The organism is Afipia dichlorophenoxyacetatis (assembly GCF_055386385.1).
In genome coordinates this window covers 3094189-3118963 of record NZ_AP029250.1, presented here as the reverse complement: position 1 = coordinate 3118963, position 24775 = coordinate 3094189, and the positions used below count along the sequence as shown (strand labels likewise).

Annotated in this window: 24 protein-coding genes; 2 read left to right on the top strand and 22 right to left on the bottom strand. The window is 60.4% G+C overall.

From position 1 onward, the window contains the following. Positions 1–21: 21 nt before the first annotated feature. A complete protein-coding gene (gene proS / locus ACZ5C3_RS14715) occupies positions 22–1341 on the bottom strand; it encodes a proline--tRNA ligase (protein WP_464030794.1) in 1320 nt (439 codons plus the stop codon). A gap of 183 nt (positions 1342–1524) precedes the next feature. Here proS and ACZ5C3_RS14710 point away from each other — a divergent pair, with 183 nt between their 5' ends. Both ACZ5C3_RS14710 and ACZ5C3_RS14705 read left to right on the top strand, forming a co-directional pair. Beyond that, positions 1525–1905 (top strand): DUF2946 domain-containing protein, encoded by a 381-nt coding sequence (locus tag ACZ5C3_RS14710; RefSeq protein ID WP_464030792.1) that lies wholly within the window; start codon positions 1525–1527, stop codon positions 1903–1905. A 153-nt stretch (positions 1906–2058) separates the two neighbouring features. Next, positions 2059–4119, top strand: a complete 2061-nt coding sequence (locus ACZ5C3_RS14705) for a TonB-dependent receptor family protein (protein ID WP_464030790.1) — start codon at positions 2059–2061, stop codon at positions 4117–4119. A gap of 547 nt (positions 4120–4666) precedes the next feature. Here the strand turns inward: ACZ5C3_RS14705 and ACZ5C3_RS14700 are convergent. The 21 genes from ACZ5C3_RS14700 to ACZ5C3_RS14600 form a co-directional block, all read right to left on the bottom strand. Beyond that, positions 4667–4942, bottom strand: a complete 276-nt coding sequence (locus ACZ5C3_RS14700) for a DUF1467 family protein (RefSeq protein ID WP_464030788.1) — start codon at positions 4940–4942, stop codon at positions 4667–4669. Positions 4943–4948: 6 nt separating this feature from the next. Further along, positions 4949–5353: a methylmalonyl-CoA epimerase gene (gene mce / locus ACZ5C3_RS14695; protein ID WP_464030787.1), complete on the bottom strand. Its 405-nt coding sequence runs from the start codon at positions 5351–5353 to the stop codon at positions 4949–4951. Positions 5354–5372: 19 nt separating this feature from the next. Next, positions 5373–7043: a ribonuclease J gene (locus ACZ5C3_RS14690; protein WP_464030785.1), complete on the bottom strand. Its 1671-nt coding sequence runs from the start codon at positions 7041–7043 to the stop codon at positions 5373–5375. Further along, the gene (locus ACZ5C3_RS14685; protein WP_464030783.1) at positions 7043–7849 is read right to left on the bottom strand and encodes a biotin--[acetyl-CoA-carboxylase] ligase; all 807 of its coding nucleotides are present in this window, start codon (positions 7847–7849) and stop codon (positions 7043–7045) included. Before ACZ5C3_RS14685 ends, ACZ5C3_RS14690 begins: the two co-directional genes overlap by 1 nt. A gap of 1 nt (position 7850) precedes the next feature. Continuing rightward, positions 7851–9287: an NADH-quinone oxidoreductase subunit NuoN gene (gene nuoN, locus ACZ5C3_RS14680; RefSeq protein WP_464030781.1), complete on the bottom strand. Its 1437-nt coding sequence runs from the start codon at positions 9285–9287 to the stop codon at positions 7851–7853. A gap of 22 nt (positions 9288–9309) precedes the next feature. Next, the gene (locus tag ACZ5C3_RS14675; protein ID WP_464030779.1) at positions 9310–10821 is read right to left on the bottom strand and encodes an NADH-quinone oxidoreductase subunit M; all 1512 of its coding nucleotides are present in this window, start codon (positions 10819–10821) and stop codon (positions 9310–9312) included. Further along, complete coding sequence (gene nuoL / locus ACZ5C3_RS14670) at positions 10818–12905, bottom strand: NADH-quinone oxidoreductase subunit L (protein WP_464038344.1); 2088 nt, start codon at positions 12903–12905, stop codon at positions 10818–10820. The genes ACZ5C3_RS14675 and nuoL overlap by 4 nt, the downstream gene beginning before the upstream one ends. An 8-nt stretch (positions 12906–12913) precedes the next feature. After that, on the bottom strand, positions 12914–13222 hold the full coding sequence (nuoK, locus tag ACZ5C3_RS14665) for an NADH-quinone oxidoreductase subunit NuoK (RefSeq protein ID WP_424631174.1): 309 nt from the start codon (positions 13220–13222) through the stop codon (positions 12914–12916). After that, complete coding sequence (locus ACZ5C3_RS14660; RefSeq protein ID WP_464030777.1) at positions 13219–13857, bottom strand: NADH-quinone oxidoreductase subunit J; 639 nt, start codon at positions 13855–13857, stop codon at positions 13219–13221. The genes nuoK and ACZ5C3_RS14660 overlap by 4 nt, the downstream gene beginning before the upstream one ends. A 9-nt stretch (positions 13858–13866) precedes the next feature. Beyond that, positions 13867–14355: an NADH-quinone oxidoreductase subunit NuoI gene (gene nuoI, locus ACZ5C3_RS14655; protein ID WP_424631172.1), complete on the bottom strand. Its 489-nt coding sequence runs from the start codon at positions 14353–14355 to the stop codon at positions 13867–13869. Between the two features lie 7 nt (positions 14356–14362). Further along, positions 14363–15433, bottom strand: a complete 1071-nt coding sequence (nuoH, locus tag ACZ5C3_RS14650; RefSeq protein ID WP_464030776.1) for an NADH-quinone oxidoreductase subunit NuoH — start codon at positions 15431–15433, stop codon at positions 14363–14365. A gap of 10 nt (positions 15434–15443) precedes the next feature. Further along, on the bottom strand, positions 15444–17519 hold the full coding sequence (nuoG, locus tag ACZ5C3_RS14645) for an NADH-quinone oxidoreductase subunit NuoG (protein WP_464030774.1): 2076 nt from the start codon (positions 17517–17519) through the stop codon (positions 15444–15446). 5 nt (positions 17520–17524) lie between these two features. Beyond that, the gene (gene nuoF, locus ACZ5C3_RS14640; protein WP_464030773.1) at positions 17525–18853 is read right to left on the bottom strand and encodes an NADH-quinone oxidoreductase subunit NuoF; all 1329 of its coding nucleotides are present in this window, start codon (positions 18851–18853) and stop codon (positions 17525–17527) included. 19 nt (positions 18854–18872) lie between these two features. Beyond that, positions 18873–19043 carry a hypothetical protein gene (locus ACZ5C3_RS14635; protein WP_464030772.1) on the bottom strand — a complete coding sequence of 57 codons (171 nt, stop codon included), beginning with the start codon at positions 19041–19043 and terminating at the stop codon, positions 18873–18875. Further along, positions 19043–19663, bottom strand: coding sequence for an NADH-quinone oxidoreductase subunit NuoE (gene nuoE, locus ACZ5C3_RS14630; RefSeq protein ID WP_464030770.1), 621 nt, complete (start codon positions 19661–19663; stop codon positions 19043–19045). The genes ACZ5C3_RS14635 and nuoE overlap by 1 nt, the downstream gene beginning before the upstream one ends. Positions 19664–19683: 20 nt before the next feature. After that, a complete protein-coding gene (locus ACZ5C3_RS14625; RefSeq protein WP_464030769.1) occupies positions 19684–20652 on the bottom strand; it encodes an FkbM family methyltransferase in 969 nt (322 codons plus the stop codon). Further along, complete coding sequence (locus tag ACZ5C3_RS14620) at positions 20652–21845, bottom strand: NADH-quinone oxidoreductase subunit D (RefSeq protein ID WP_464030768.1); 1194 nt, start codon at positions 21843–21845, stop codon at positions 20652–20654. Before ACZ5C3_RS14620 ends, ACZ5C3_RS14625 begins: the two co-directional genes overlap by 1 nt. Next, complete coding sequence (locus ACZ5C3_RS14615) at positions 21845–22480, bottom strand: NADH-quinone oxidoreductase subunit C (RefSeq protein WP_464030766.1); 636 nt, start codon at positions 22478–22480, stop codon at positions 21845–21847. Before ACZ5C3_RS14615 ends, ACZ5C3_RS14620 begins: the two co-directional genes overlap by 1 nt. Positions 22481–22485: 5 nt before the next feature. After that, the gene (locus tag ACZ5C3_RS14610; RefSeq protein ID WP_464030764.1) at positions 22486–23067 is read right to left on the bottom strand and encodes a NuoB/complex I 20 kDa subunit family protein; all 582 of its coding nucleotides are present in this window, start codon (positions 23065–23067) and stop codon (positions 22486–22488) included. After that, complete coding sequence (locus ACZ5C3_RS14605; protein WP_424631162.1) at positions 23058–23423, bottom strand: NADH-quinone oxidoreductase subunit A; 366 nt, start codon at positions 23421–23423, stop codon at positions 23058–23060. The genes ACZ5C3_RS14610 and ACZ5C3_RS14605 overlap by 10 nt, the downstream gene beginning before the upstream one ends. A gap of 261 nt (positions 23424–23684) precedes the next feature. Beyond that, positions 23685–24770, bottom strand: coding sequence for a tartrate dehydrogenase (locus ACZ5C3_RS14600; RefSeq protein WP_464044119.1), 1086 nt, complete (start codon positions 24768–24770; stop codon positions 23685–23687). Positions 24771–24775: the final 5 nt, after the last annotated feature.

The window sequence follows — 24775 nt, the reverse complement described above, 5'->3', positions numbered from 1 at the left end:
TGTGACAGCACCAAATATAAATTAGTGGACGAAACGATTAATTGCGTCGTCGAGGCTCATGAACTCGCGTGAATTATCGCTACGGCGCTTGATCTCAACTTTGCCTTCAGCCAATCCGCGCGGACCGATCAGAACTTGCCATGGAATGCCGATGAGATCGGCGGTCGCAAACTTACCGCCGGGACGCTGATCGGTGTCATCGTAGAGAACATCGACGCCCTTGGCGGTCAACGCCTTGTAGATCTTCTCGCAAGCCTCGCCCGTCGTGGCGTCGTCCTGCTTCAAGTTCAGGATCGCAACGCGGAAGGGCGCGACTTCTTCCGGCCACTTGATGCCGTTCTCGTCGTGGCAGGCTTCGATGATCGCACCAACCAGACGCGAGACGCCAACGCCATACGACCCGCCATGGATGGGTTGCTCGCTACCATCCGGACCGTTGACCATGGCCTTCATGGTGTCCGAGTACTTCGTGCCGAAATAGAAGATCTGCCCAACCTCGATGCCGCGGGTCTGCACCCGCTTATCTTCGGGGACTTCACTGTCATAGCGCGCGGAATCGTGAACATCCTCTGTCGCCGCATAGAGTTCGGTCCACTGCTTGATGATGGGTGTGAGGTCGCCGCTGTAGTCCACATCTGCGCCGGGCACCGGGAGATCGAGGACATCCTTGTTACAGTACACCGCCGACTCACCTGTCTCCGCCAGCACGATGAACTCATGCGAGAGGTCACCGCCGATTGGGCCGGTCTCGGCGCGCATCGGGATGGCCTTGAGCCCCATCCGCGCGAATGTGCGCAGGTAAGCCACGAACATCCGGTTGTAGGACAGGCGCGCGGCGGCCTCGTCCACGTCGAAGGAATAACCATCCTTCATCAGAAACTCGCGGCCGCGCATCACACCAAAGCGCGGACGCTGCTCGTCGCGGAATTTCCATTGAATATGATAGAGGTTGAGCGGAAGGCTCCGGTAAGACTTCACGTAGGCACGGAAGATTTCCGTGATCATTTCTTCGTTGGTCGGCCCGTACAGCAGCTCGCGCTTATGCCGGTCCTGGATGCGCAGCATCTCCGGACCGTAGGCATCATAGCGCCCGCTCTCCCGCCACAGGTCCGCCAACTGGAGCGTCGGCATCAAAAGCTCGATAGAGCCTGCACGGTCCTGCTCTTCCCGGACGATCTTCTCGATCTTCTTGAGTACCCGGAAACCGAGCGGCAACCAGGCATAGATACCCGCGGCTTCCTGACGGAGCATGCCGGCGCGCAGCATCAGGCGATGCGACACGATCTCGGCCTCCTTTGGCGTCTCCTTGAGGATGGGCAAAAAGAAGCGCGTGAGTCGCATGGGGGTACTCTGACTTTGGCTTGAAACTGGTGGAATCGGGGGTGCTGTTGGGTCGCTAGTCAAACCGGATCGGCTGTGAAAAGACAAGTGAAAGCGGTCAGCTGAGGCAGTTATAGGGTCAAATCTCGCTTTCCGGCTTCTGGGCGTCATGTTAACAAACGGACAGGATTTGGGGTCGAACCTGTGACCTTTTCGTCGCGCATCAAGAAGATCGGTCGGTTAGCGACGCTCGTCGCAGCCTACGCGCTTGTCTTCAATGTGATGCTGACCGGCACACTTCTCGCCTCAATCTCCCCACTCAAGCTGAACGACATCCACGAGTTCTGCCTAAACGGCACTTCCTCCGGACAAACCACTGACGACAACGGCAATCCGGCCAAGCCGATCATCCATTGTCCGTTGTGCGCGTTCGGCGCCGCGATGGCAAATATACCGCCGCCACCTCCGGCGCTCGCGATCCGCATTGCGTTCGACGTCCTCTACGAATTTCCACCCGCTGAATCTTTCGTTGCCCCGTTAACGGTCGACGATCACCAGCCTCGTGGTCCGCCTCACCTCGGTTGACGACCTGCGCCGTCGCGCGCCCGCTTTTTCGTCAATTCGCCTGGTGAGAACCTATCCATGTTACCCGTGTATCCACGGCTGCGGCGCTTAGCGTCGCACAACGCAACAGCGCAACGTCTCTGGTGTGCATCCGCCTTATTGCTGGCGTCGGTTATGTCCGCGACCGCACAGACCGCCGGTCAAACCCTGCCCACGCTCGATGTGGCAGCCGAAAAACAAAGTCCAAATCCAAGTCCAAATTCGACCATTCCGCCTTCGCTGGCCGTGCAGACCGCCGAACAGGCGCTGCGTGAAATCCAGCAGACGCCCGGCGGCGTGGCGGTCGTGCCGGCGGACGCCTACAGAAACAGCTCGGTCACGAGCACCATCAAGGACATTCTCGACTATGTCCCCGGCGTGTTTGCTCAGCCGAAATTCGGCGACGATACCCGCCTCTCCATTCGGGGATCCGGTCTCTCGCGCAATTTCCACCTGCGGGGCGTCCAGCTCTACATGGACGGTATCCCGATCAACACGTCCGACGGCTACGGCGATTTCCAGGAGATCGATCCGACCGCGTACAAGTTCACCGAAGTCTGGAAGGGCGCCAACGCCTTGCGCTTCGGTGCCAACTCGCTCGGCGGCGCCATCAACTTCGTGACCCCGACCGGCCGGGACGCCAATATCAACAGCGCTGGCATTGATATGGGATCGTTCGGATACCGCCGCTTCCAAGGCAACGTCGGCGGGTCGAATGGACCGTGGGATGGCTTCTTCACCGCGTCCAACCAGCAGTCGCAGGGCTTTCGCGATCACAGCTACGGCCATGACACCCGCGCCAGCGGCAACATCGGCTATCAATTCTCGCCTGATTTCGAGACACGCTTCTATATCGACGCCAACGATGTGCGGCAGCGCATCCCCGGCTCGGTGACCAGAACATCAGCGCTGACAGACCCGGCGGCGGCCGCGCCGGTCAATGTCGCCAACGACTGGCAGCGAAACATCGACACCGTCCGCATCGCCAACAAGACCACCATGCGGTTTGATACGACGACTGTCGAGTTCGGCGCGTTCGGTGTCGACCGGCACCTGATGCATCCGATCTTCCAGTGGCTCGACTATCGCTACCACGACTATGGCGGCTTCGTCCGCGCGACCGATGATCGGGTCATTAACGGGTACCGGAACAAGTTCGTCGCCGGCATCAACATCCTCAATGGCACCATCGATGCGCAGCAATATGTAAACATCGGCGGGTATAAGGGCGCGCCGATGTCGTCCCTGGTGCAGAAGCCAGAGAACTACGCGGGCTATGCCGAGAACTCGTTCTACTTTTTGCCGAATGTCGCGTTCATTGCCGGCACGCAATACCTGTTTGCGGTTCGCGACCAGCAGGTGAACTTCTCGCTCAATGGCGACCCCAATGGCCGCAGTACCTTCAGCCTGTGGAGCCCAAAGACAGGGCTCCTCTGGGAGGTCGATCCGACGTGGCAAGTGTTCGGCAACATTTCACGGAGCGCTGAGGTGCCGAGCTTCGGCGAAAACGTGGCCCCCTCCAGCGCGACACCGACCTTTCCCAACATTCCGTTCTTCGACATCAAGGCACAAACCGCCACGACGTATGAGATTGGCACACGTGGCAAGCGCCCTGACCTGACTTGGGAACTCACCGGATACCGCGCCAACATCCAGAACGAACTGCTGTGCTTCTACAGCACCTTCGGCAACTGCAACGTCACCAACGCGGACCGCACGATCCATCAAGGCATCGAGGCAGGGCTCGGCGCTGCCATCTTCAAGAACATCTTCGTGCAGGGCGATGGCGCCGACAAACTCTGGGTCAACCTCGCCTACACCTTCAACGATTTTCGCTTCGATAACGATCCGACGTACCACAACAACCAGTTGCCCGGCGCGCCGCGCCACTTTTTGCGCGGCGAGTTGCTCTACAAACACCCGAACGGCTTCTACATCGGCCCGAACATCGAATGGGTGCCGCTATCCTACTACGTCGACAGCGCCAACACGCTCGGCACACAGGCCTATGCGATCTGGGGACTGAAAGCCGGCGTCGATGACGGCAAGTATTCGTTCTATCTCGAAGCCCGGAACATCGCGAACAAGGCGTACATTGCCAGCGCCAGCATCATCAACCAGGCGACTCAAAACTCCCCGCTTTTCGAGCCGGGGAACGGTCGTGCGGTTTATGCAGGCATGCGCGTGCGCTGGTGAAAAAATCTTTTGCTGGCATGCCAGAAACATATCGCGAAAACCCACATTTTATTGGGTTTTCGCGATTTTCCGACTTATGGTGCAGCGCCGCAAAAATAGACATTTATTGCTGAAAAAGGTGACAACTCAAAATCACTGAGTTACAAATTTGATGTCAGACAGATGCGTTGTTCGCCGCATCATCTGGTGGTCCAAGTCTCGGGAGGAGTCCCTGGCGCGCAAAAGCAGCGTCGCCCCGTCTAAGCAAAGATAGATCCAACACATTCGGGGAAATAGGGTCGACACATTTTTTGAGCAGGGCTTTGGCCCTGCTTTTTTTTATTCGCGATCGGTCAACGCGTTTAAAACAAGAATTAAGCGCTTCGGTTCTGATTTAATCCGAAGCCCTAGTACCCGCTTTCCGAAGTTCGTGACACGTCGCAGTAACCACTTTGCGAACTTCGGAAAGCAAAGGGTACTAGCAACCCTAAGATTCTAGTACCGCCTTCGATTTGAAGTCCCTGAAAGAGATCGCCGCACCTGATGCAAGGACTTCAAATCGGCGGTACTAGAGCGGAAAGCCCATCAGCTTGCTGAGATTTTCGACATTTAGATAGCCGGCCTTCTGCGCGGCCAGGCCAGCGGCGAAAAGCACCGCCGAGATAATCGTGGTCCACAGCAGCTTGCGCGCCATGCGCGGCATCACCGGTGCGCCGGGATCGGTTCCGGGGGCGGCCTCGCCTTCCTCATGCTGACTGCGCACTCCGAACGGCAACGTCAGGAACAACACGACCCACCATATGACAAAGTAGATCGCGAACATGGTTGAGATTGTGTAGGCCATCGCGGCTCAGGCCTGTTCGATTTCGACGAGCGCGCCGGAAAAATCCTTCGGATGCAGAAACAGCACCGGCTTGCCGTGGGCGCCGATCCGCGGATTGCCGTCACCGAGGACGCGTGCGCCCTCTGCGATCAGCGTATCGCGCGCGGCGATGATGTCCGGCACCTCGTAGCAGATGTGGTGAATGCCGCCGTCGGCATTGCGCTCCAGAAACTTCGCAATCGGCGAGTTATCGCCGAGCGGCTGGATAAATTCGATCTTTGTGTTCGGCAGCGTGGCAAACACCGTGATGACGCCATGTTCCGGCAACGGCACCGCGTCGGAAATGCCCGCGCCAAAAGCCGTGCCATAGATCTTGGCGGCCTTCTCGGCGTCCTTCACCGCGATCGCAACATGATTCAGCCGGCCCAGCATGGTTGTCCTCCGCGCGAACTCAAACCATCAATACGTGAACATAGCAAAGCGGCTTCTTGCCCCATTGCTCATTGATCCCGGCACGAACCGCGCGCCGGACGGATTCCGCCACCGCGTCAGGATCGCGACGCCGCGCGCGCGGCAGATTCTCAACGGTCGAGACCACGAGATCGAAGACCTCGTCGGCGATATCCTCACCATTCGCATTCTTTTCCGGAATGCCTGCGAGATCAACTTCCGGATCGTCTGCGAGTTCGCCCTTGTCCGTCATCGCGATCGCGACGAAAGCACAGCCTGCGAAAGCCATCCGCCGCCGCTCGACGACCGCGCGGGCGTTCTGATCTTCCAGCAGATTGCCGTCCTTGTAGATACGGCCGGCGGGAATCTCATCGACAATCGCAGGATCGCCCGGTCCTAGCCGAACCAGATCACCGTTCTTGCAGATCAATACCTTTGGCACGCCGCAGGCGCGCGCGAGCTTGGCGTGCTCCGACAGATGCAGCGCTTCGCCGTGGGCCGGGATCAACAACTGAGGCCGCACCCACGAGATCATGTCACGCAGCTCGTCCTGCCGCGGATGTCCGGAGACGTGCACGAGATGGTTGCGATCCGTAATGATCTCCACGCCCTGCATAATCAGGCCGTTGATGATCGATCCAACCGCCTTCTCGTTGCCGGGGATGGTTCGCGAGGAGAAAATCACCGTGTCGCCCTTGTTGAGCGTTACCAGCGGGTGATCATCGTTCGCGATGCGTGCCAGCGCGGCGCGAGGCTCGCCCTGGCTTCCTGTGCAAAGCGCCAGCACTTTGTCCGGCGGGAAATGTCCGTAGAGATCGGCGCTGCGAAAATTCTGCACGCCGTCCAGGTAGCCTGTCTCACGCGCGACCTGTACCACGCGCTCCATGGCGCGTCCGACGAGCACGACCTCACGGTCGGCGGCTTTTGCGGCTTCCGCAATGGCGCGAACGCGTGCGACGTTGGACGCAAACGTGGTCACAGCCACGCGCCCGCGCGCCGCCTTGATCAGCTCCGCCATGGTTCTGGCGACTTCGCGTTCGGACGGTGAACGCCCTTCGCGCACCGCGTTGGTCGAATCCCCGACCAGCGCCAGCACGCCTTCGTCGCCTATTTCGCGCAGGCGCTTCTCGTCCGTCGGCTTGCCGATGATCGGCGTCGGATCGATCTTCCAGTCGCCGGTGTGAAGCACCGTTCCGACCGTCGTGCGGATCGCAAGCGCATGGGATTCCGGAATCGAGTGCGCGACAGGAATAAATTCGACGTTGAATGGACCGATGTCGACCCGGCCACCTGACTCGATAATGGTTACCGGGATTTTGGGCGCATTGCGTTCAGCAGCGCACTTCGCCTCGAACAACGCCGCGCTGAACTGCGTCGCATAGATTGGGCACTCAAGCTGCGGCCACAGATCGATGATTGCGCCGAAGTGATCCTCGTGGGCATGCGTTAGCACAAGGCCCATGAGATTTTTCCGCTCCTTCACCAGGAAGCGAATATCCGGCATCACCACATCGATGCCTGGAAGATGCTCTTCGTTGCCGAACGATACGCCGAGATCAATCGCGAGCCAGCTGCGCTGGTGGCGATTGCCAAGGCCGTAAATCGACAGGTTCATGCCGATCTCGCCGACACCGCCGAGCGGCGCGAAAGTCAATTCGTCAGGTCGCGCCATCAAGTTGCTCCGGATGATTTGGCGGACCCAAAATAAACGTCCCCAGCGGCAATAGGCCTGCGCTTACCGTCATGGCTGGCCACGATCATGCAGCCGTTGTCGTCAATGGTTTCGAAGACGCCCTCAATGACCGTGTCGTTTGATTGGATCGACACCGCCTCCCCAAGGCCCGCAGCACGCTCCAGCCATCGGCGGCGAATTTCGCCGAACCCTTTTCCGTTGTCCCAGATGCCGCGAAGTTCGGCCCAGGAGTCGGACAGCGCCATAAAGAGATCACCCGCGTTGGCGTTCACACCGAGCTTCGACAGGCAGGTCGCGGGATGCGGCGTTCCTTCCGGTGACGCCACGATGTTCGTGCCCATTCCGACCGCGACCGCGAGCCCGCCGTTGACGATCTCCGCCTCCAGCAAGATGCCGGACAATTTCTCGCTGCCCGCGAGAACATCATTGGGCCACTTCAAACGATAGCTGACTGCTGATCCACCTGAGCGCATCACGGATTCCAAGCTCACTGCCTGCAACGCCGCTTCAAGCGCGAGCCCCGCAGCAAAACCTAATGTTGCCGCGATAGAGGGTGGTACGTCCATGGTTTCCAGGACGGTTGCCGCGAGATTTCCCCGGGGAGAGATCCAGGCCCGTTGGCGGCGACCACGGCCTGCCGTCTGCAGGTCCGTGACCAGCCATAACGGTCCGCGTTCTCCGCCTCTCGCCTGCTCCAGTGCCTCGGTATTGGTCGAACCGATACTGTCGAACGCTGTGAGACGATACCCTTGAGATTTAGCCCGTGGACCGAGCGCAAATGCCATTTCAGAACAGTGACTTCGCGGCAACGGTGGCCGCGCTCACCAGCGGCGCCGGATAGACGAAGAACAGCAGGTTAAAGGCGCCGGCGATCGTCAGAACGGTGCGCAGCTCAGCCCCCATCGGCTCGACTGCACCCGCCGGCTCGTCGAAGTACATCACCTTGACGATGGACAGGTAATAGAACGCACCCACCACACTGCAGAGCACGCCGATCACGGCAAGCGCAAACAGGCCCGACTGGACCGCAGCGAGGAAGACATAGAACTTGCCGAAGAAGCCCGCGAGAGGCGGAACGCCGGCCAGCGAGAACAGCAGCATGGCGAAGACGAAGGCCAGCAGCGGATTGGTGCGGGAAAGGCCCGCGAAATCGCTGATGGTCTCAACGGCCTGACCGTTCCGCTTCATCGCAAGGATGACGGAGAACGTTCCCAGCGTCATCGCCACATAGATCGCGATGTAGACCAGCACACCCTGTGCACCCTGCTGGGTGCCAGCGGCCAGACCAACAAGCGCGAAGCCCATGTGACCGATCGACGAGTAAGCCATCAGGCGCTTGATGTTGCGCTGGCCGATGGCCGCGAACGAGCCAAGTGCCATGGATGCGATGGATACAAAGACGACGATCTGCTGCCACTCCGAGACGATGCCCGGGAAGGCAGTCAGCGCGACACGCGTAAAGACTGCCAGTGCAGCTACCTTCGGAGCCGAGGCAAAGAACGCGGTCACCGGGGTCGGAGCGCCCTCGTAAACGTCAGGCGTCCACATATGGAACGGCACCGCCGAGACCTTGAAGCACAGACCCGCAAGCAGGAACACGACACCGAATAGAATGCCGATGCTGCCGCTCTTCGCTTCCGTCGCGATGCCGGCGAAGTTCACCGTGCCGGTGAAGCCGTAAATCAGCGACGCGCCGTAGAGCAGCATGCCTGACGACAATGCGCCAAGCACGAAATACTTCAGGCCTGCTTCGGTGGACTTGGTGTTGTCGCGATGGCTGGCCGCCACGACGTAGAGCGCAAGGCTCATCAGCTCCAGGCCGAGGTAGAGCATGATCAGGTCGGCTGCCGAGATCAGCACCATCATGCCGACGGTGGAGAGCATGACCAGGATCGCGTATTCGAAAATCTTGGCCTGCTCGGCGAGGAAGCTGCGCGACAGGATCAGCGTGACGCCCGAACCGATCAGGGCAAGAATCTTCAGGAAGCGTGCGTAGTCGTCGACAATGAAGCTGCCGTTGAATGTCGCGAGCTTGCCGGCCGGCAGCCAAAACAGTTCGAGAAGACCTGTGACAACGAGGAGGATCACCGCAATGCTGGTCACCATCGGCGTGGTCTGCTCACCACGAAACGCACCGAGCATCAACAGTGCCATCGCGCCGATCGCGAGCACCAGTTCCGGTACGACCGGGAGCAGCGAGTAGCCTGAAACGTCGAAAGCCATAACGTCCTGTCCTGCCCGTTGCTTAGTGAACCAGCGCCGCCGCTTTCACGGCGGTGACGGCTGTATTGAAATTGGTGACGACGTGCTGCACCGAGGCTGCCGACATATCCAGCACCGGCTTCGGATAGACGCCGAACAAAATGGTGAGGATCACGAACGGCGCGAGAATAACCACCTCGCGCAGCGTCAGGTCCTTGATGCCGGCCAGTGACGGCTTGTCGAGTACACCGAACACGACCTTGCGGTACAGCCACAGTGCGTAGGCCGCCGAGAGGATCACGCCGAGCGTCGCAAACGTAGCCGTCGGAATGCTGGTCTTGAACGTGCCGAGCAGCGTCAGGAATTCACCGACGAAGCCGGAGGTGCCTGGCAAGCCGACATTCGCCATGGTGAAGACCATGAAGACGCACGCATACAGCGGCATGCGATTGACCAGACCGCCGTAAGCCTTGATTTCGCGTGTGTGCAGGCGGTCGTAGACCACACCGACGCAGAGGAAGAGCGCGCCGGAGACGATGCCATGCGAGATCATCTGGAAGACGCTGCCCGCAACACCCTGCGTGGTGCCCGCGAAAATGCCCATGGTCACGAAGCCCATGTGCGCGACGGATGAGTATGCAATCAGCTTCTTGATGTCTTCCTGCATCAGCGCGACGAGCGACGTGTAGACGATCGCAATCGCGGAGAGCGTGAACACCAGCGGCGCGAAGTCATGCGAGGCCAGCGGGAACATCGGCAGCGAGAAGCGCAGGAAGCCGTAGCCGCCCATCTTCAGCAAAATAGCCGCCAGCACGACCGAACCAGCCGTCGGCGCTTCGACGTGCGCATCCGGCAACCAGGTGTGTACCGGCCACATCGGCATCTTGACTGCGAACGACGCGAAGAACGCCAGCCACGCCCACGTCTGCAGGCTGCGCGGCACGGCGGTTTGCATCAGGGTCGGGATGTCGGTTGTCCCCGCGTTCCAGTACAGCGCCATGATGGCCAGCAGCATCAGCACCGAACCGAGGAACGTGTAGAGGAAGAACTTGAAGCTGGCGTAGACCCGGCGCGGACCGCCCCAGATGCCGATGATCAGGAACATCGGGATGAGGCCGCCTTCGAAGAACAGGTAGAACAGCACGAGATCGAGCGCGGAGAACGTGCCGATCATCAGCGTTTCCAGGAACAGGAACGCCATCATGTATTCGCGCACCCGGAACTGAACCGATTTCCAGCTCGCCAGGATGCAGAACGGCATCAAAGCCGTGGTCAGGATGACGAAGGGCAGCGAAATGCCATCGACACCCATGTGGTAGTTGATCGTACCCCCGATCCAGGGCGCCTTCTCGACGAACTGGAAGCTGGTCTGGGACGGATCGAACCGTGCCACCAGAATGAGCGACACCGCGAAGGTGACGATCGTGGCCCAAAGCGAGATCCAGCGCGCGTTCCGCGCAGCCGCTTCGTCGCCGCCCCGTGCCAGAAGATAGACCAGCAGAGCGCCGACAACCGGCAGGAACGTAACTACGGAGAGAACGGGCCAGGTCGTCATTGTTGGCCCCCAAGACCGAACATGAACCAGGTGATCAGGCCAGCGACGCCGATCAGCATGGCAAAGGCATAATGATAAAGATAACCGGTCTGCAGCTTCACGACGTTCCGCGTCACGTCGAGCACGCCCTTTGACACGCCGTCAGGACCGAAGCCGTCGATGATGTAGCCATCGCCCTTCTTCCAGAGGAAACGGCCGAGCCACTTCGCTGACCGTACGAAGAGGACATCGTACAGCTCGTCGAAGTACCACTTGTTCAGCAGGAACTGATACAGGCCCTGATGCTGGTTCGCGAGTTCGACCGGCAGATACGGCCGGCGGATGTAGAACAGCCAGGAGACGATGAAGCCGATGACCATCATGACGGTGGGCAAGAAGCCAATCGTCTCAGGGATGTGGTGCATCTCTTCGATGATATGCGGGCTCATCTTGAGCGAGTCGCGGAAGAACTCCTCGATGCCGTGCCCCGCGAACAGCTCCTTGAACGGGAAGCCTGCAAGGATCGAGCCGGCCGACAACACGGCAAGCGGGATCATCATCGTCCACGGGCTTTCATGCGCGGCCTCGTAGTGATGCCGATCATGGGGCTCTCCGAAGAACGTCTTGAAGATCAGGCGCCATGAATAGAACGACGTCAGGCCGGCCGCGATCACCGTCGAGAGGAACGCATAAAGCGCGAACGGGTTATGCGCGACGAATGCGGACTCGATGATCGCGTCCTTCGAGAAGTATCCGGCAAACAGCGGGAAGCCCGTGAGCGCGAGCGTACCGATAGTCATTGCGGCGAAGGTGTACGGGATCCGATCCTTCAGGCCGCCCATGTTGCGGATGTCCTGCTCGTGATGCATCGCGTGGATGACCGAGCCGGAGCCCAAGAACAGCAGCGCTTTGAAGAAAGCGTGGGTGAACAGGTGGAAGATACCGACAGAGTAAGCCCCCGCTCCCATTGCCACAAACATGTAGCCGAGCTGCGAACAGGTCGAGTAAGCGACGATGCGCTTGATGTCGTTCTGGACGAGACCAATAGTCGCCGCAAAGAACGCCGTGGTCGCGCCGATGAACATCACGAAGGCCTTGGCATTCGGTGCGAGTTCAAACAACGGAGACAGGCGCGCCACCATGAACACACCGGCGGTGACCATGGTCGCTGCGTGGATGAGTGCCGATACCGGGGTCGGGCCTTCCATCGCGTCCGGCAACCAGGTGTGCAGCAGGAACTGCGCCGACTTACCCATCGCGCCCATGAACAACAGAAGGCAGGTCAGCGTCAGGGCATCCACATCCCAACGGAAGAAATGGATGGTCTTGCCGACAAGGCCCGGCGCGCTGCCGAAGATCGTCTCGAAATCGGTCGAGCCGACCAGCATGAAGATGGCGAAGATACCGAGCGCGAAGCCGAAGTCGCCGACGCGGTTGACCACGAACGCCTTGATCGCGGCGGCATTGGCCGAAGGCTTCTGGAACCAGAAACCAATCAGCAGGTAGCTCGCGAGACCGACGCCTTCCCAGCCGAAGAACAGCTGCACCAGGTTATCCGCCGTGACCAGCATCAACATCGCGAAGGTGAACAGCGAGAGGTAAGCCATGAACCGCGGACGGTTCGGGTCTTCGTGCATGTAGCCGATCGAATACAGGTGAACGAGCGACGACACTGTCGTCACCACCACCAGCATCACGGCGGTCAACGTATCAACCCGCAGCGTCCAGTTCACGACGAGGTCGCCGGAGCCGATCCACTGGAACAGCTGGACGCGGACATCGTGATGCATGAAGCCGACGTCGACGAAGGTCATCCACGACAGCGCAGCTGAGACTAGCAGCAGCGTCGTGGTCAGGACTTCAGCGAGGCGCGACCCCATGGCCGCCGGCTCCACCGGGCCGTGATCGTCGTGGGCATGGTCGTCGTGGCTATGATCACCATGACCGTGATCGTCATGCGCGGTATGGGCATGTGCGTGGGCATCATGCCCATGGGCATGATCCATTTCGTCGCCGCTCGGGTTGCGGCCATGTGCGCCAATGAGCGCGACCGCACCCGCGATCAGTGCGCCGATGAGCGGCAGGAATACGATAGCCTGAATCATGGTCCCCATCAGCCCTTCATCAGATTGATGTCCTCGACCGCGATCGATCCACGATTGCGGAAGAACACCACGAGCACAGCAAGTCCGATCGCAGCCTCAGCGGCAGCAACCGTCAAAACGAGCAGTGCGAAAACCTGCCCCACGATGTCGTTGAGAAACGACGAGAACGCCACGAGATTGATATTCACGGCGAGCAGAATGAGCTCCACCGACATCAGGATGACGATGACGTTCTTGCGGTTCAGGAAAATACCGAGAATGCCGATCGTGAACAAAATGGCGGCGACGGCGAGATAGTGACCAAGACCGATCGTCATCGCACCCACTCCCCGGCATCCGAGTCCTGAAGACCCTGCCCCGACGGCACCTTGCGCACGTCCATCGCGGCCTGCTTGGTCCGCGCGTTCTGCACCGGAATGCTCTGGCGCTTGACGCTTGGCTTGTGGCGCAGCGTGAGCACGATGGCGCCGATCATTGCGACCAGCAGCACGAGGCCAGCCAGTTGGAAGTACGGCAGGTACTTCGTATAGAGCACGAGGCCCAGCGCTTCGGTGTTGCTGATGTTGCCCGGAATGGGCGCCGTGATCGCCTTGGTGATCGCCGGGTTGATGGCCCAGCCGCCTGCGACCAGCAGCAGCTCTGCCAGGAATACCGCGCCGATCAGGAGACCGACCGGCAGGTATTCAATGAAGCCTTGCCGCAATTGGGCGAAGTCCACGTCAAGCATCATGATCACGAACAGGAACAGCACCGCGACGGCGCCGACGTAGACGACGATGAGGATCATCGCCAGGAATTCGGCGCCGAGCAGCATGAACAGCCCGGCCGCGTTGACGAAGGCCAGGATCAGGAACAGCACCGAGTGCACGGGATTGCGCGCGGTCACGACCATGATCGCGGACGCCACGCACACGCAGGCGAAGAGATAGAAGAAAAGTGCGGGACCGATCATGCCCTCACCTCACCGGTACGGCGCGTCGAGTGCGATATTCTTCGCAATCTCGCGCTCCCAGCGGTCGCCATTGGCGAGCAGCTTCGCCTTGTCATAGTAGAGCTCCTCGCGCGTCTCGGTCGCGAACTCGAAGTTCGGACCTTCGACGATCGCATCCACCGGGCACGCCTCCTGGCAAAGCCCGCAATAAATGCACTTCACCATGTCTATGTCGTAGCGAACCGTGCGGCGCGTGCCGTCATTGCGGCGCGGACCGGCCTCGATGGTGATGGCCTGCGCCGGGCAAATCGCTTCGCACAGTTTGCAGGCGATGCAGCGCTCTTCACCGTTCGGATAACGGCGCAGCGCATGCTCACCACGGAAGCGCGGCGAGATCGGTCCCTTCTCGAACGGATAGTTCAAGGTCGGCTTCGGCTTGAAGAAATAGCGCATGGCGAGAAAGAACGCCGAGACGAACTCTTTGAGCAGAAGCGAATTGGCTGTGCTTGCTATTCCCATGACGTCCTCATTTCGGTGCAAGCCCCGCGAATTGCAGCACGCTGGCAACGATCACGACCATCACCAGCGATAGTGGGAGAAAAACCTTCCAGCCCAGCCGCATCAGCTGGTCGTAGCGGTAGCGAGGCACGATCGCCTTCGCCATCGCGAACAGGAAGAACATGAAGAACAATTTCAGCACGAACCAGATGACGCCCGGCACCCAGTTGAACGGCGGCAGATCCACCGGCGGCAGCCAGCCGCCCATGAACAGGATCGCGCCGAGTGCGCACATCGTGGCGATGGCGACGTATTCACCAAGCATGAACAGCAGGTACGGCGTCGATCCGTACTCGACCATGAAGCCGGCGACCAGTTCGGATTCCGCTTCGACGAGATCGAACGGCGGACGGTTGGTTTCCGCCAGGGCCGAGACGTAGAAGACCACGAACATCGGCAGCAGCGGCAGCCAGTACCAATTCAGGAACGTCAGCCACGGCAAGCCGATCAGGCTCGCCAGTCCCCGCGTGTGCTGCGCTTCGACGACCGAGGTCAGGTTCAGCGAGCCGACGCAAAGCAGAACGGTGATGATCACGAAGCCGATGGAGACTTCGTAGGAGACCATCTGCGCCGCCGAGCGGAGTGCGGCGAGGAACGGATACTTCGAGTTCGACGACCAGCCGGCCATGATGATGCCGTAGATCGACAGCGAAGAGATTGCGAAGATGTAGAGGATGCCGACGTTGATGTCCGCGATCACCCAGTTGAGGTTGACCGGGATCACCGCCCACGCCGCAAGCGCGAGCACGCAGCTCACCAGGGGCGCCAGCAGGAATACACCCTTGTTTGCGCCGGCCGGGATGATCGGTTCCTTCAGCACGAACTTCAGCAAGTCCGCGAAGGATTGCAGCAGGCCCCACGGGCCGACCACGTTAGGGCCGCGACGGATCTGTACCGCCGCCCAGATCTTGCGATCGGCCAGCAGGATGTAGGCGATCGCGATCAGCAGCACGACGAGCAGCAACAGGCTCTGCGCGACCATGATGATCAATGGCCACAGGAAGCCCGTCCAGAAGGTGCTTGCGAAGAATTCGGTCATCGGATCACGCTCACTCCGCCGCCGTCAGAATTTGCCCGGACGCCAGTCGCGAACATTCAGCCATGATGGCGGACGCGCGTGCGATCGGGTTGGTCAGGTAGAAGTCCTCGACCGGGCTCTTGAACGCAGCCTTCTCGACCGTTCCGCCGCGCGCCGCAAGGGTCTTAACGCCTGCAACGTCGCCTGCCTCGATCTGATCGATCCGCATCAGGTGCGGTGCCGTCTTGAACATCGCCTGACGCACCGCACTGAGCGAGTCGTAAGGCAGCTTCTTGCCCAGAGCCTCGGACAATGCACGGATGATCGCCCAGTCCTCGCGGGCTTCGCCCGGCGGGAACGCGGCGCGGTTGGCCATCTGCACCCGGCCTTCGGTGTTGACGTAAATGCCCGACTTCTCGGTGTAGGCCGCGCCAGGCAGGATGACGTCCGCGCGATGCGCGCCACGGTCACCGTGGGTGCCGATGTAGACCACGAACGTGCTGTCCGGCACCTTGATCTCATCCGCGCCGAGGGAGAATAGCACATCCAGCGTGCCGAACGTGGTCATTTCGGTGACGTTCAGGCCGCCCTCACCCGGCACAAAGCCGATATCGAGCGCGCCGACCTGCGATGCCGCATTGTGCAGCACGCCGAAGCCGTTCCAGCCATCCTTGATCGCACCGAAATCGGACGCGAGCTTCGCCGCCATCGACAGCACAGCTGCGCCGTCGTGACGCGAATTTGCGCCTGCGCCGACCAGCACGATCGGGTGCTTGGCGTTCTTCAGCACGTCGGCAAACGAATGCTTGCCAGCAGCGAGGTCGCTCAGCGTGTCGGTGCCTGCGCCCAGATAGTCGTAATCGTAAGTGAGATTGGCCTTCTCGCCGATCACCGCGATCTTGAGCTGACCGGTACGCCAACGCTTGCGGATACGCGCGTTGAGGACGGTCGCTTCCTTGCGCGGGTTGGAACCCACGATCAAGAGTGCATCAGCCTGCTCGATGCCGGCAATGGTCGGATTGAAGATGTAGGACGCGCGGCCCGCCTTCGGATCGAAAGCGCCGCCGTTCTGCATAGCTGTGTTCGTCGAGCCGAACTTCGCCAGCAGTTCCTTCACTGCGAACATGTCTTCGACCGCAGCCAGATCACCCGCAATCGCGCCGATCCGCTTGCCGTTCAGCGAAGCGGTCTTCGCGACGATCGCGGCAAAGGCTTCATTCCAGCTCGCTGCGCGCAGCTTGCCGTTCTCGCGGATGTAGGGGCGATCCAGGCGCTGTGTCCGCAGGCCGTCGACCACATGCCGCGTTTTGTCCGAAATCCACTCTTCGTTCACCGCCTCGTTGACGCGCGGCAGGATGCGCATCACTTCACGGCCACGGGTATCGACGCGGATCGCTGAGCCGACCGCATCCATCACGTCGATGGACTGGGTCTTGCCGAGCTCCCAGGGACGCGCAGCGAAAGCATATGGTTTCGAGGTCAGCGCACCGACCGGGCAGATATCGACAAGATTGCCCTGCAGTTCCGAGGTCAGCGCGCTTTCGAGATACGTGGTGATCTCAACGTCCTCGCCGCGCCCCGTCAGGCCCATCTCAGGCACGCCGCAGATTTCCGTGGTGAAGCGCACGCAGCGGGTGCACTGGATGCAGCGGGTCATCGAGGTCTTGACCAGCGCACCGATGTACTTGTCTTCAACGGCGCGCTTGTTTTCGGCGAAGCGGCTGGTGTCGACACCATAGCCCATCGCCTGGTCCTGCAGATCGCACTCGCCGCCCTGGTCGCAGATCGGGCAATCGAGCGGATGGTTGATGAGCAGGAACTCCATCACGCCTTCGCGTGCCTTCTTGACCATCGGAGAATTGGTCTTGACCGACGGCAATTCGCCGTTCGGACCCGGACGGCAGTCACGCACGCCCCATGCGCAGCTCGCGACCGGCTTCGGCGAGCCAGCCACCTCGACCAGGCACATGCGGCAGTTGCCCGCGATGGACAGCCGCTCATGATAGCAGAAGCGCGGAATTTCAGCGCCCGCCGCTTCGCACGCCTGGATCAGCGTGTACTCCGCCGGGACGTCGATTTCTTTTCCGTCGATCAGAATCTTGGTCATCGCATTCACTCCGCCGCAGCGACCATGTGAGCGGGATCGAGAATGCCCATGTCATCCCTGTCCGCATTGCGTGAGAACGCATCGATGCGCCGTTCAATCTCCGGCCGGAAGGCACGGACGAGGCCTTGAACCGGCCAGGCCGCAGCGTCGCCCAACGCACAGATCGTGTGGCCTTCCACCTGCTTGGTCACTTCGAGCAGCATGTCGATCTCGCGACGATGCGCGCGGCCTTCCACCATGCGGCTGAGAACGCGCCACATCCAGCCGGTGCCTTCGCGGCACGGCGTGCATTGGCCGCAGCTCTCATGCTTGAAGAAGTAGCTGATGCGGGCGATGGCGGCGACGACGTCAGTCGACTTGTCCATCACGATCACACCGGCGGTGCCGAAGCTCGACTTCACGGCTCGGGTGCCGTCGAAATCCATGATCAGCTCTTCGCAATCCGCGGCCGGAATCAGCGGGCACGAGGCGCCACCCGGGATGATCGCCAGAAGATTATCCCAGCCGCCGCGAATGCCGCCGCCGTGTTTCTCGATGAGTTCCTTGAACGGAATGCTCATCGCGTCTTCGACGACGCAAGGCGTGTTGACGTGACCGGAGATGCCGTAGAGCTTGGTACCGACGTTGTTGGCACGGCCGATACTGGCGAACCAGGCCGCGCCGCGGCGCAGAATATCTGGCGCAACCGCGATCGACTCGACGTTGTTCACGGTGGTCGGGCAACCATAGAGACCGACGTTGGCCGGGAATGGCGGCTTCAGCCGCGGTTGGCCTTTCTTGCCTTCCAGGCTCTCAAGCAGCGCGGTCTCTTCACCGCAGATGTAAGCGCCGGCGCCGTGATGGACATAAAGATCAAACGGATAGCCGTGGATGTTGTCCTTGCCGATCAGCTTGGCTTCGTAAGCCTGATCGACCGCAGCCTGAAGATGCTCACGCTCGCGGATGAATTCGCCGCGAACATAGACGTAGCAAACATGCGCGCCCATGGCGGCGCTGGCGATCAGGCAGCCTTCCACGAGCAGATGCGGATCATGCCGCATGATCTCGCGGTCCTTACAGGTGCCGGGCTCGGACTCGTCGGCGTTGACCACCAGGTAGCTCGGGCGTCCGTCCGCGTTGTCCTTCGGCATGAACGACCATTTCATGCCGGTCGGAAAACCTGCCCCGCCGCGGCCGCGCAGGCCCGACGCCTTCATCTCATTGATGATCCAGTCGCGGCCCTTGTCGATGATCGCCTTGGTGCCATCCCAGGCCCCCCGACGGCGCGCGCCCTCGAGGCCCCAGTCGTCGAGGCCGTAGAGGTTGCGGAAGATGCGGTCCTTGTCGTCGAGCATGTTGGTCGCGTCCCGAGGATCAGCGTTTGGATTGCTGGTAAGCGAGCCCGGCTGCCATAGCGCCGAACCCGATGGCCCAGAACACCGCAGACTGAAGCTCTGTCTTGAGGATGTAGTAGTTGAGAATAAAGATGAACGCCGCCGCACCGGCTGCGTGCAGAACGATGTAACGAAGAACTTCGCCCGTCATTATGCGCCTCCCGGTTGCTTCTTCAGCACGCGCGGTCCGCCAGCGGGTGCTGCGTACTGCCGACCGTCCTGCGGACCAGGCTTCGGCGGATTACCCGACGCGAAACCATCGAGCACCTTGTTCAGGGTCTCGGGCGTCAGATCCTCGTAGGTGTCCTTCCAGATCATGACCATCGGTGCGTTGACGCATGCGCCGAGGCACTCGACCTCTTCCCAGCTGAAATTGCCGTCGTCCGAGACGTGGAAAGGATCGTGATGGATGCGGTGCTTGCAGACCTCGATCAGGTCCTTGGAGCCGCGCAGCATACACGGCGTGGTGCCGCAAACCTGCACGTGCGCTTTTTTGCCGACCGGCTCGAGCTGGAACATCGTGTAGAAGGTCGCGATCTCAAGCACGCGGATATAAGGCATGCCAAGCAGGTCAGCGACGGCGCGGATCGCAACTTCTGACACCCAGCCGTCATGCTGCTCCTGCACTCGCCACAAGACCGGAATCACAGCCGAAGCCTGACGGCCCGGCGGATACTTCTCGATCTGCTTCTTCGCCCACGCGAGGTTCTCCTCAGTGAACGTGAAGCTGGCAGGTTGCTTTTCTTTCGGAGCCAAACGGCGAACAGCCATCGGAGACGTCTCTCAATCTTTCATTGCGCCATTGCGCGGCGCGTGTTGCCAGAATTCAAGCCGTAGATGCGCTGTTCCCAGAACGCACTTGACGTAGCGAAGACATTGTAACCGACGTGCGACGCGACCTTGATGCGGTCGAGCGTCGAAAGCTGCGTCAGCGGCTCGAAGCGATCCGTTGCCGGATCATGAATGATCGCCTTCATCGGCGTGTGTTCAAGAATGTAACGCGAGACGGCGTGGGTCGGATCGTTGCCGTGCTCCTCGCAAATCACCACGGAGTCGGTTTCGAGGAGACGCTTGCCGCCCTTCATCGCATCGATCTCGACGCCTTCGACGTCGAGCTTGACGATGTATTTGCCTTGCGCCGGGATTCTGCCGTCCTCGATCAGATTGTCGAGCGCGAGCACTGCGACTTCCTCGCCGCCGGCATCCGGCGCGTCTGCGATACTGAAGGCCTCATGGCGAGTTCCGGACAGACGGGCCGTCCCCCGCACCGAACCAATTGCAGCATTGATCGGGTAGAAGCGGCTGCCGTTGATCTTGGCGTTATGCGCAAGACGCGGAAAATTCCTCGACGAGGGCTCCATGGCGATCGACTTATGCGATCCGAAGCGCTTGCTCGACACCATCACCGACCAGTAGCCGTAGTTGGCGCCGCAATCGATCAGCGTGTAGTCGACGTCTTTTGAATCAAGCAGAAGCAGCTCAAGCTCATCTTCGTACTTGAACGTACGGTTGAGCAGCTTGCTCCAGTAACCGTCGCCATACGGGAACGAAAACGCCGCGTCCGGACTGAGCATGACGTTGATGTCACGCTCGGGAAGCAACGTCTTCAACATGTTGGCGCATGTGTTGTAACCGCGATGCGAGATGTAGGCGCCAACCTTCGATCCAGCCAACAGCGCGAAACCGATGGTGCGCTCCCAGGGCGTTGCCCCGCGCATGTCACCGGTGACACGGTCAAACTGGATAGGCGGCTGAGGCATCAGCGATCCACCTCGCCGAACACGATATCGAGCGAACCGAGAATGGCCGACACGTCAGCCAGCAGGTGGCCCTTGCAGATGAAGTCCATTGCCTGCAGATGGGCAAAGCCCGGCGCGCGGATCTTGCACTTGTATGGCTTGTTGCTGCCGTCGGAGACAAGGAACACGCCAAACTCACCCTTCGGCGCCTCGACAGCCGCATAAACTTCGCCGGCCGGAACGTGAACACCTTCGGTGTAGAGCTTGAAGTGATGGATGAGCGCTTCCATCGAACGCTTCATCTCACCGCGCTTCGGCGGGACGATCTTGTTGTCCTGAAACGAAACCGGGCCCTGCGCTTCCGGTTCGCGCAGCTTCTGGATGCACTGTTTCATGATGCGGACCGACTGACGCATCTCTTCCATGCGGATGCAGTAGCGGTCGTAACAGTCGCCGTTCTTGCCGATTGGGATATCGAATTCCATCTCGTCGTAGCACTCGTAAGGCTGCGCCTTGCGCAGATCCCATGAAGCGCCCGAGCCGCGAACCATCACGCCCGAGAAGCCCCACTCCCACGCCTGCTCCAGCGTCACGACGCCGATATCGACGTTGCGCTGCTTGAAGATGCGGTTGTCTGTGAGCAGCGTTTCCAGATCGTCCACCACTTGGAGGAACGGATCGCACCACGCTTCAATGTCGTCGATGAGTTGCGGCGGCAGGTCCTGGTGGACGCCGCCGACGCGGAAGAACGCGGCGTGCATGCGCGAACCCGAGGCGCGCTCATAAAACACCATCAGCTTTTCGCGCTCTTCAAAGCCCCACAGCGGCGGCGTCAGAGCACCGACGTCCATCGCCTGCGTGGTAACGTTGAGGATGTGCGACAGGATGCGGCCGATTTCGCAGTAGAGCACGCGGATCAGCTGTCCGCGGCGCGGCACCGAGATGCCAAGCAGCTTTTCGGCCGCGAGGCAGAACGCATGTTCCTGATTCATCGGCGCGACGTAGTCGAGCCGATCAAAGTAAGGAATCGCCTGCAGATAGGTCTTTTGCTCGATCAGCTTTTCGGTGCCGCGGTGAAGCAGGCCGATATGCGGATCGACGCGTTCAACCACTTCGCCGTCCAGCTCCAGCACGAGGCGCAACACGCCGTGCGCCGCCGGATGCTGCGGTCCGAAGTTGATCGTAAAATTGCGCATTCCCGGTGCTTCGTTCATCAGCCACCCACCTTCGGCGCAGGCTTCGCGTCGGCTTTCGCTTTCTCGTCACCCGGGAGCGGGTAATCCGCGCCTTCCCATGGCGAGAGGAAATCGAACTTGCGGAATTCCTGATTGAGCCGGACCGGCTCGTACACAACACGCTTTTCCTGGTCGTCGTAGCGGACCTCGACGAAACCGGTCGTCGGGAAGTCTTTGCGCAGCGGATGACCTTCGAAGCCGTAGTCGGTCAGCAGGCGGCGCATGTCCGGATGCCCGGTGAAGATCACGCCATAGAGATCGTAGGTCTCGCGCTCAAACCAGTCAGAGCCCGGAAACACATCGATGATCGACGGCACCTGCGTGGTCTCGTTCGCTTCCCCGCGCAGCCGAACGCGTGCATTCAGGATCGGTGACAGGAAGTGATAGATCACGTCAAAACGGTTCTCGCGGCCGGGGTAATCCACCGCGGTCACATCCGTGAAATTCACGAAGCGAAACCGCTGATCATCGCGCAGCGTGCGCACGATCTCGACGATCTTCTCGATATTGACGTTGATGGTCAGCTGGTTGAACGCAACGGCATGGCCGAGTGCCGCGCCGGGCAAGGCGGCAACAATCGTTTGACCGAGAGCGTCGAGTTTCGCGTCATCCATGAGGATTACCGTTCAATCGTTCCGGTGCGCCGGATTTTCTTCTGCAACAGCAGGACGCCGTACAGCAGCGCTTCCGCCGTGGGCGGACAGCCCGGGACATAGATATCGACGGGCACGATGCGATCGCAGCCGCGCACCACCGAATACGAATAGTGATAGTAGCCGCCGCCATTGGCGCACGAGCCCATCGAGATGACGTAACGCGGCTCCGGCATCTGGTCGTAGACCTTGCGAAGCGCGGGCGCCATCTTGTTGGTCAGGGTGCCGGCGACGATCATGACGTCCGACTGGCGCGGCGACGCGCGCGGCGCGAAGCCGAATCGCTCAACGTCGTAGCGCGGCATCGACACCTGCATCATCTCGACGGCGCAGCATGCGAGGCCGAAGGTCATCCACATCAGCGAACCGGTGCGGGCCCAGGTGATCAGGTCATCGGCGGCGGCGACGAAGAAGCCCTTGTCGGACAGCTCGTGGTTCACTTCGAGGAAAAACTTGTCGTCCGCGCCGATCGGCTGACCGGTACGCGGATCGATGATTCCTGTGGATGGCTGCGAAACAGCAGGCTGCAGCACGGGGCTCAATCCCATTCCAGGGCTCCCTTCTTCCACTCGTAAGCAAATCCGATCGTCAGCACGCCGAGGAATACCATCATCGACCAGAAGCCGGCCGCGCCGAGCTTTCCGAATGCGACCGCCCATGGAAATAGGAACGCGACCTCAAGATCGAAGATGATGAAAAGGATGGCGACCAGATAAAAACGCACATCGAACTTCATGCGCGCATCGTCGAATGCATTGAAGCCACATTCGTAGGCTGAAAGTTTCTCAGGGTCGGGCTGTTGGTAGGCGACGAGGAAAGGCGCCACCAGCAATGCGAGACCTATGACGGTCGCTACCCCAATAAACACCACAAGTGGCAGATAGTTCTGTAAGATTCCGCCCATCGGCGACCCTCAATCCTGTCCAATCGGCTTGCGAAGATTCGCGCCAGTTTGGAATGGTTCTGAGGGCATAGCGCAGCGCAACAGCAAGGGCAAGCCAAGCTATTCTAACGTTTTTGCGCCCTCAACATCCCTGCATAGCCGCTATCCCTCTTCCGTCGAGCGGCATCCTGCACGGAGAGAGTGACTTCCAGGTGATGAAAAGGGAACGGGTCCCGGCGTTGTGCCGGAACCCGTAAAACCAAGCGAAAACTGCATCCACCGTTACGACAAGGCGCGTGCGATCTCGGTACCGCAACCCACCGTATCGGCCTGACCGCCGAGATCTCGCGTCCGCAGTTTTTCTTGCGCCAAGATCGTTTCGATCGCAGTGACGATCGCCTTGCCGGCTTCCGGCTCCCCGAGATGATCAAGCATCATCGCCGCAGACCAGATCTGCCCCACAGGGTTAGCGATTCCCTTCCCGGCGATGTCCGGCGCCGAGCCATGAACCGGCTCGAACAGCGACGGAAACTTCCGTTCCGGATTGAGACTTCCCGAGGGGGCTATGCCGATGGTGCCGGTGCAGGCCGGGCCCAGGTCGGAGAGGATGTCGCCGAACAGGTTCGAGCCGACGACGACATCGAACCAGTCGGGATGCAGCACGAAGTTCGCGGCCAGAATATCGATATGGTACTTGTCCCACTTCACGCCGGGATAGTTCTTGGCCATCTCCTCCACGCGCTCATCCCAGTACGGCATTGTGATGGAAATACCGTTCGACTTGGTTGCCGAGGTCAGGTGCTTTTTCGGGCGGCTTTGGGCCAGTTCGAATGCGAATTTCAGGATCCGATCCACACCGACCCGCGACATCACGGTTTCCTGAATCACAGCCTCGCGCTCGGTGCCTGGGAACATCCGGCCGCCGATTGAGGAGTACTCACCCTCGGTATTTTCACGGACCACGAAGAAATCGATATCGCCCGGCTTGCGCCCGGCCAACGGCGACTTGACGCCCGGCATCAGGCGAACCGGCCGCAGGTTCACGTACTGGTCGAACTCCCTTCGAAACTGGATCAGCGAGCCCCATAGCGAGATGTGGTCGGGCAGAATCGACGGCATACCGACCGCGCCGAAAAAGATCGCGTCATGGCCGCCGATCTGGGCCTTCCAATCGTCCGGCATCATCTTGCCGTGCTTTTGGTAGTAATCGCAGGAGGCAAAGTCGAATTCATCAAGCTGCAGGTTGAAGTTGAACTTCTTCGCCGCCGCCTCCAGCACGCGCAGTCCTTCCGGGACGACTTCCTTGCCGATCCCGTCTCCCGGGATCACCGCAAGCCTGTAGGTTCTGTTGGTCTTATTCGTCGACATACGGT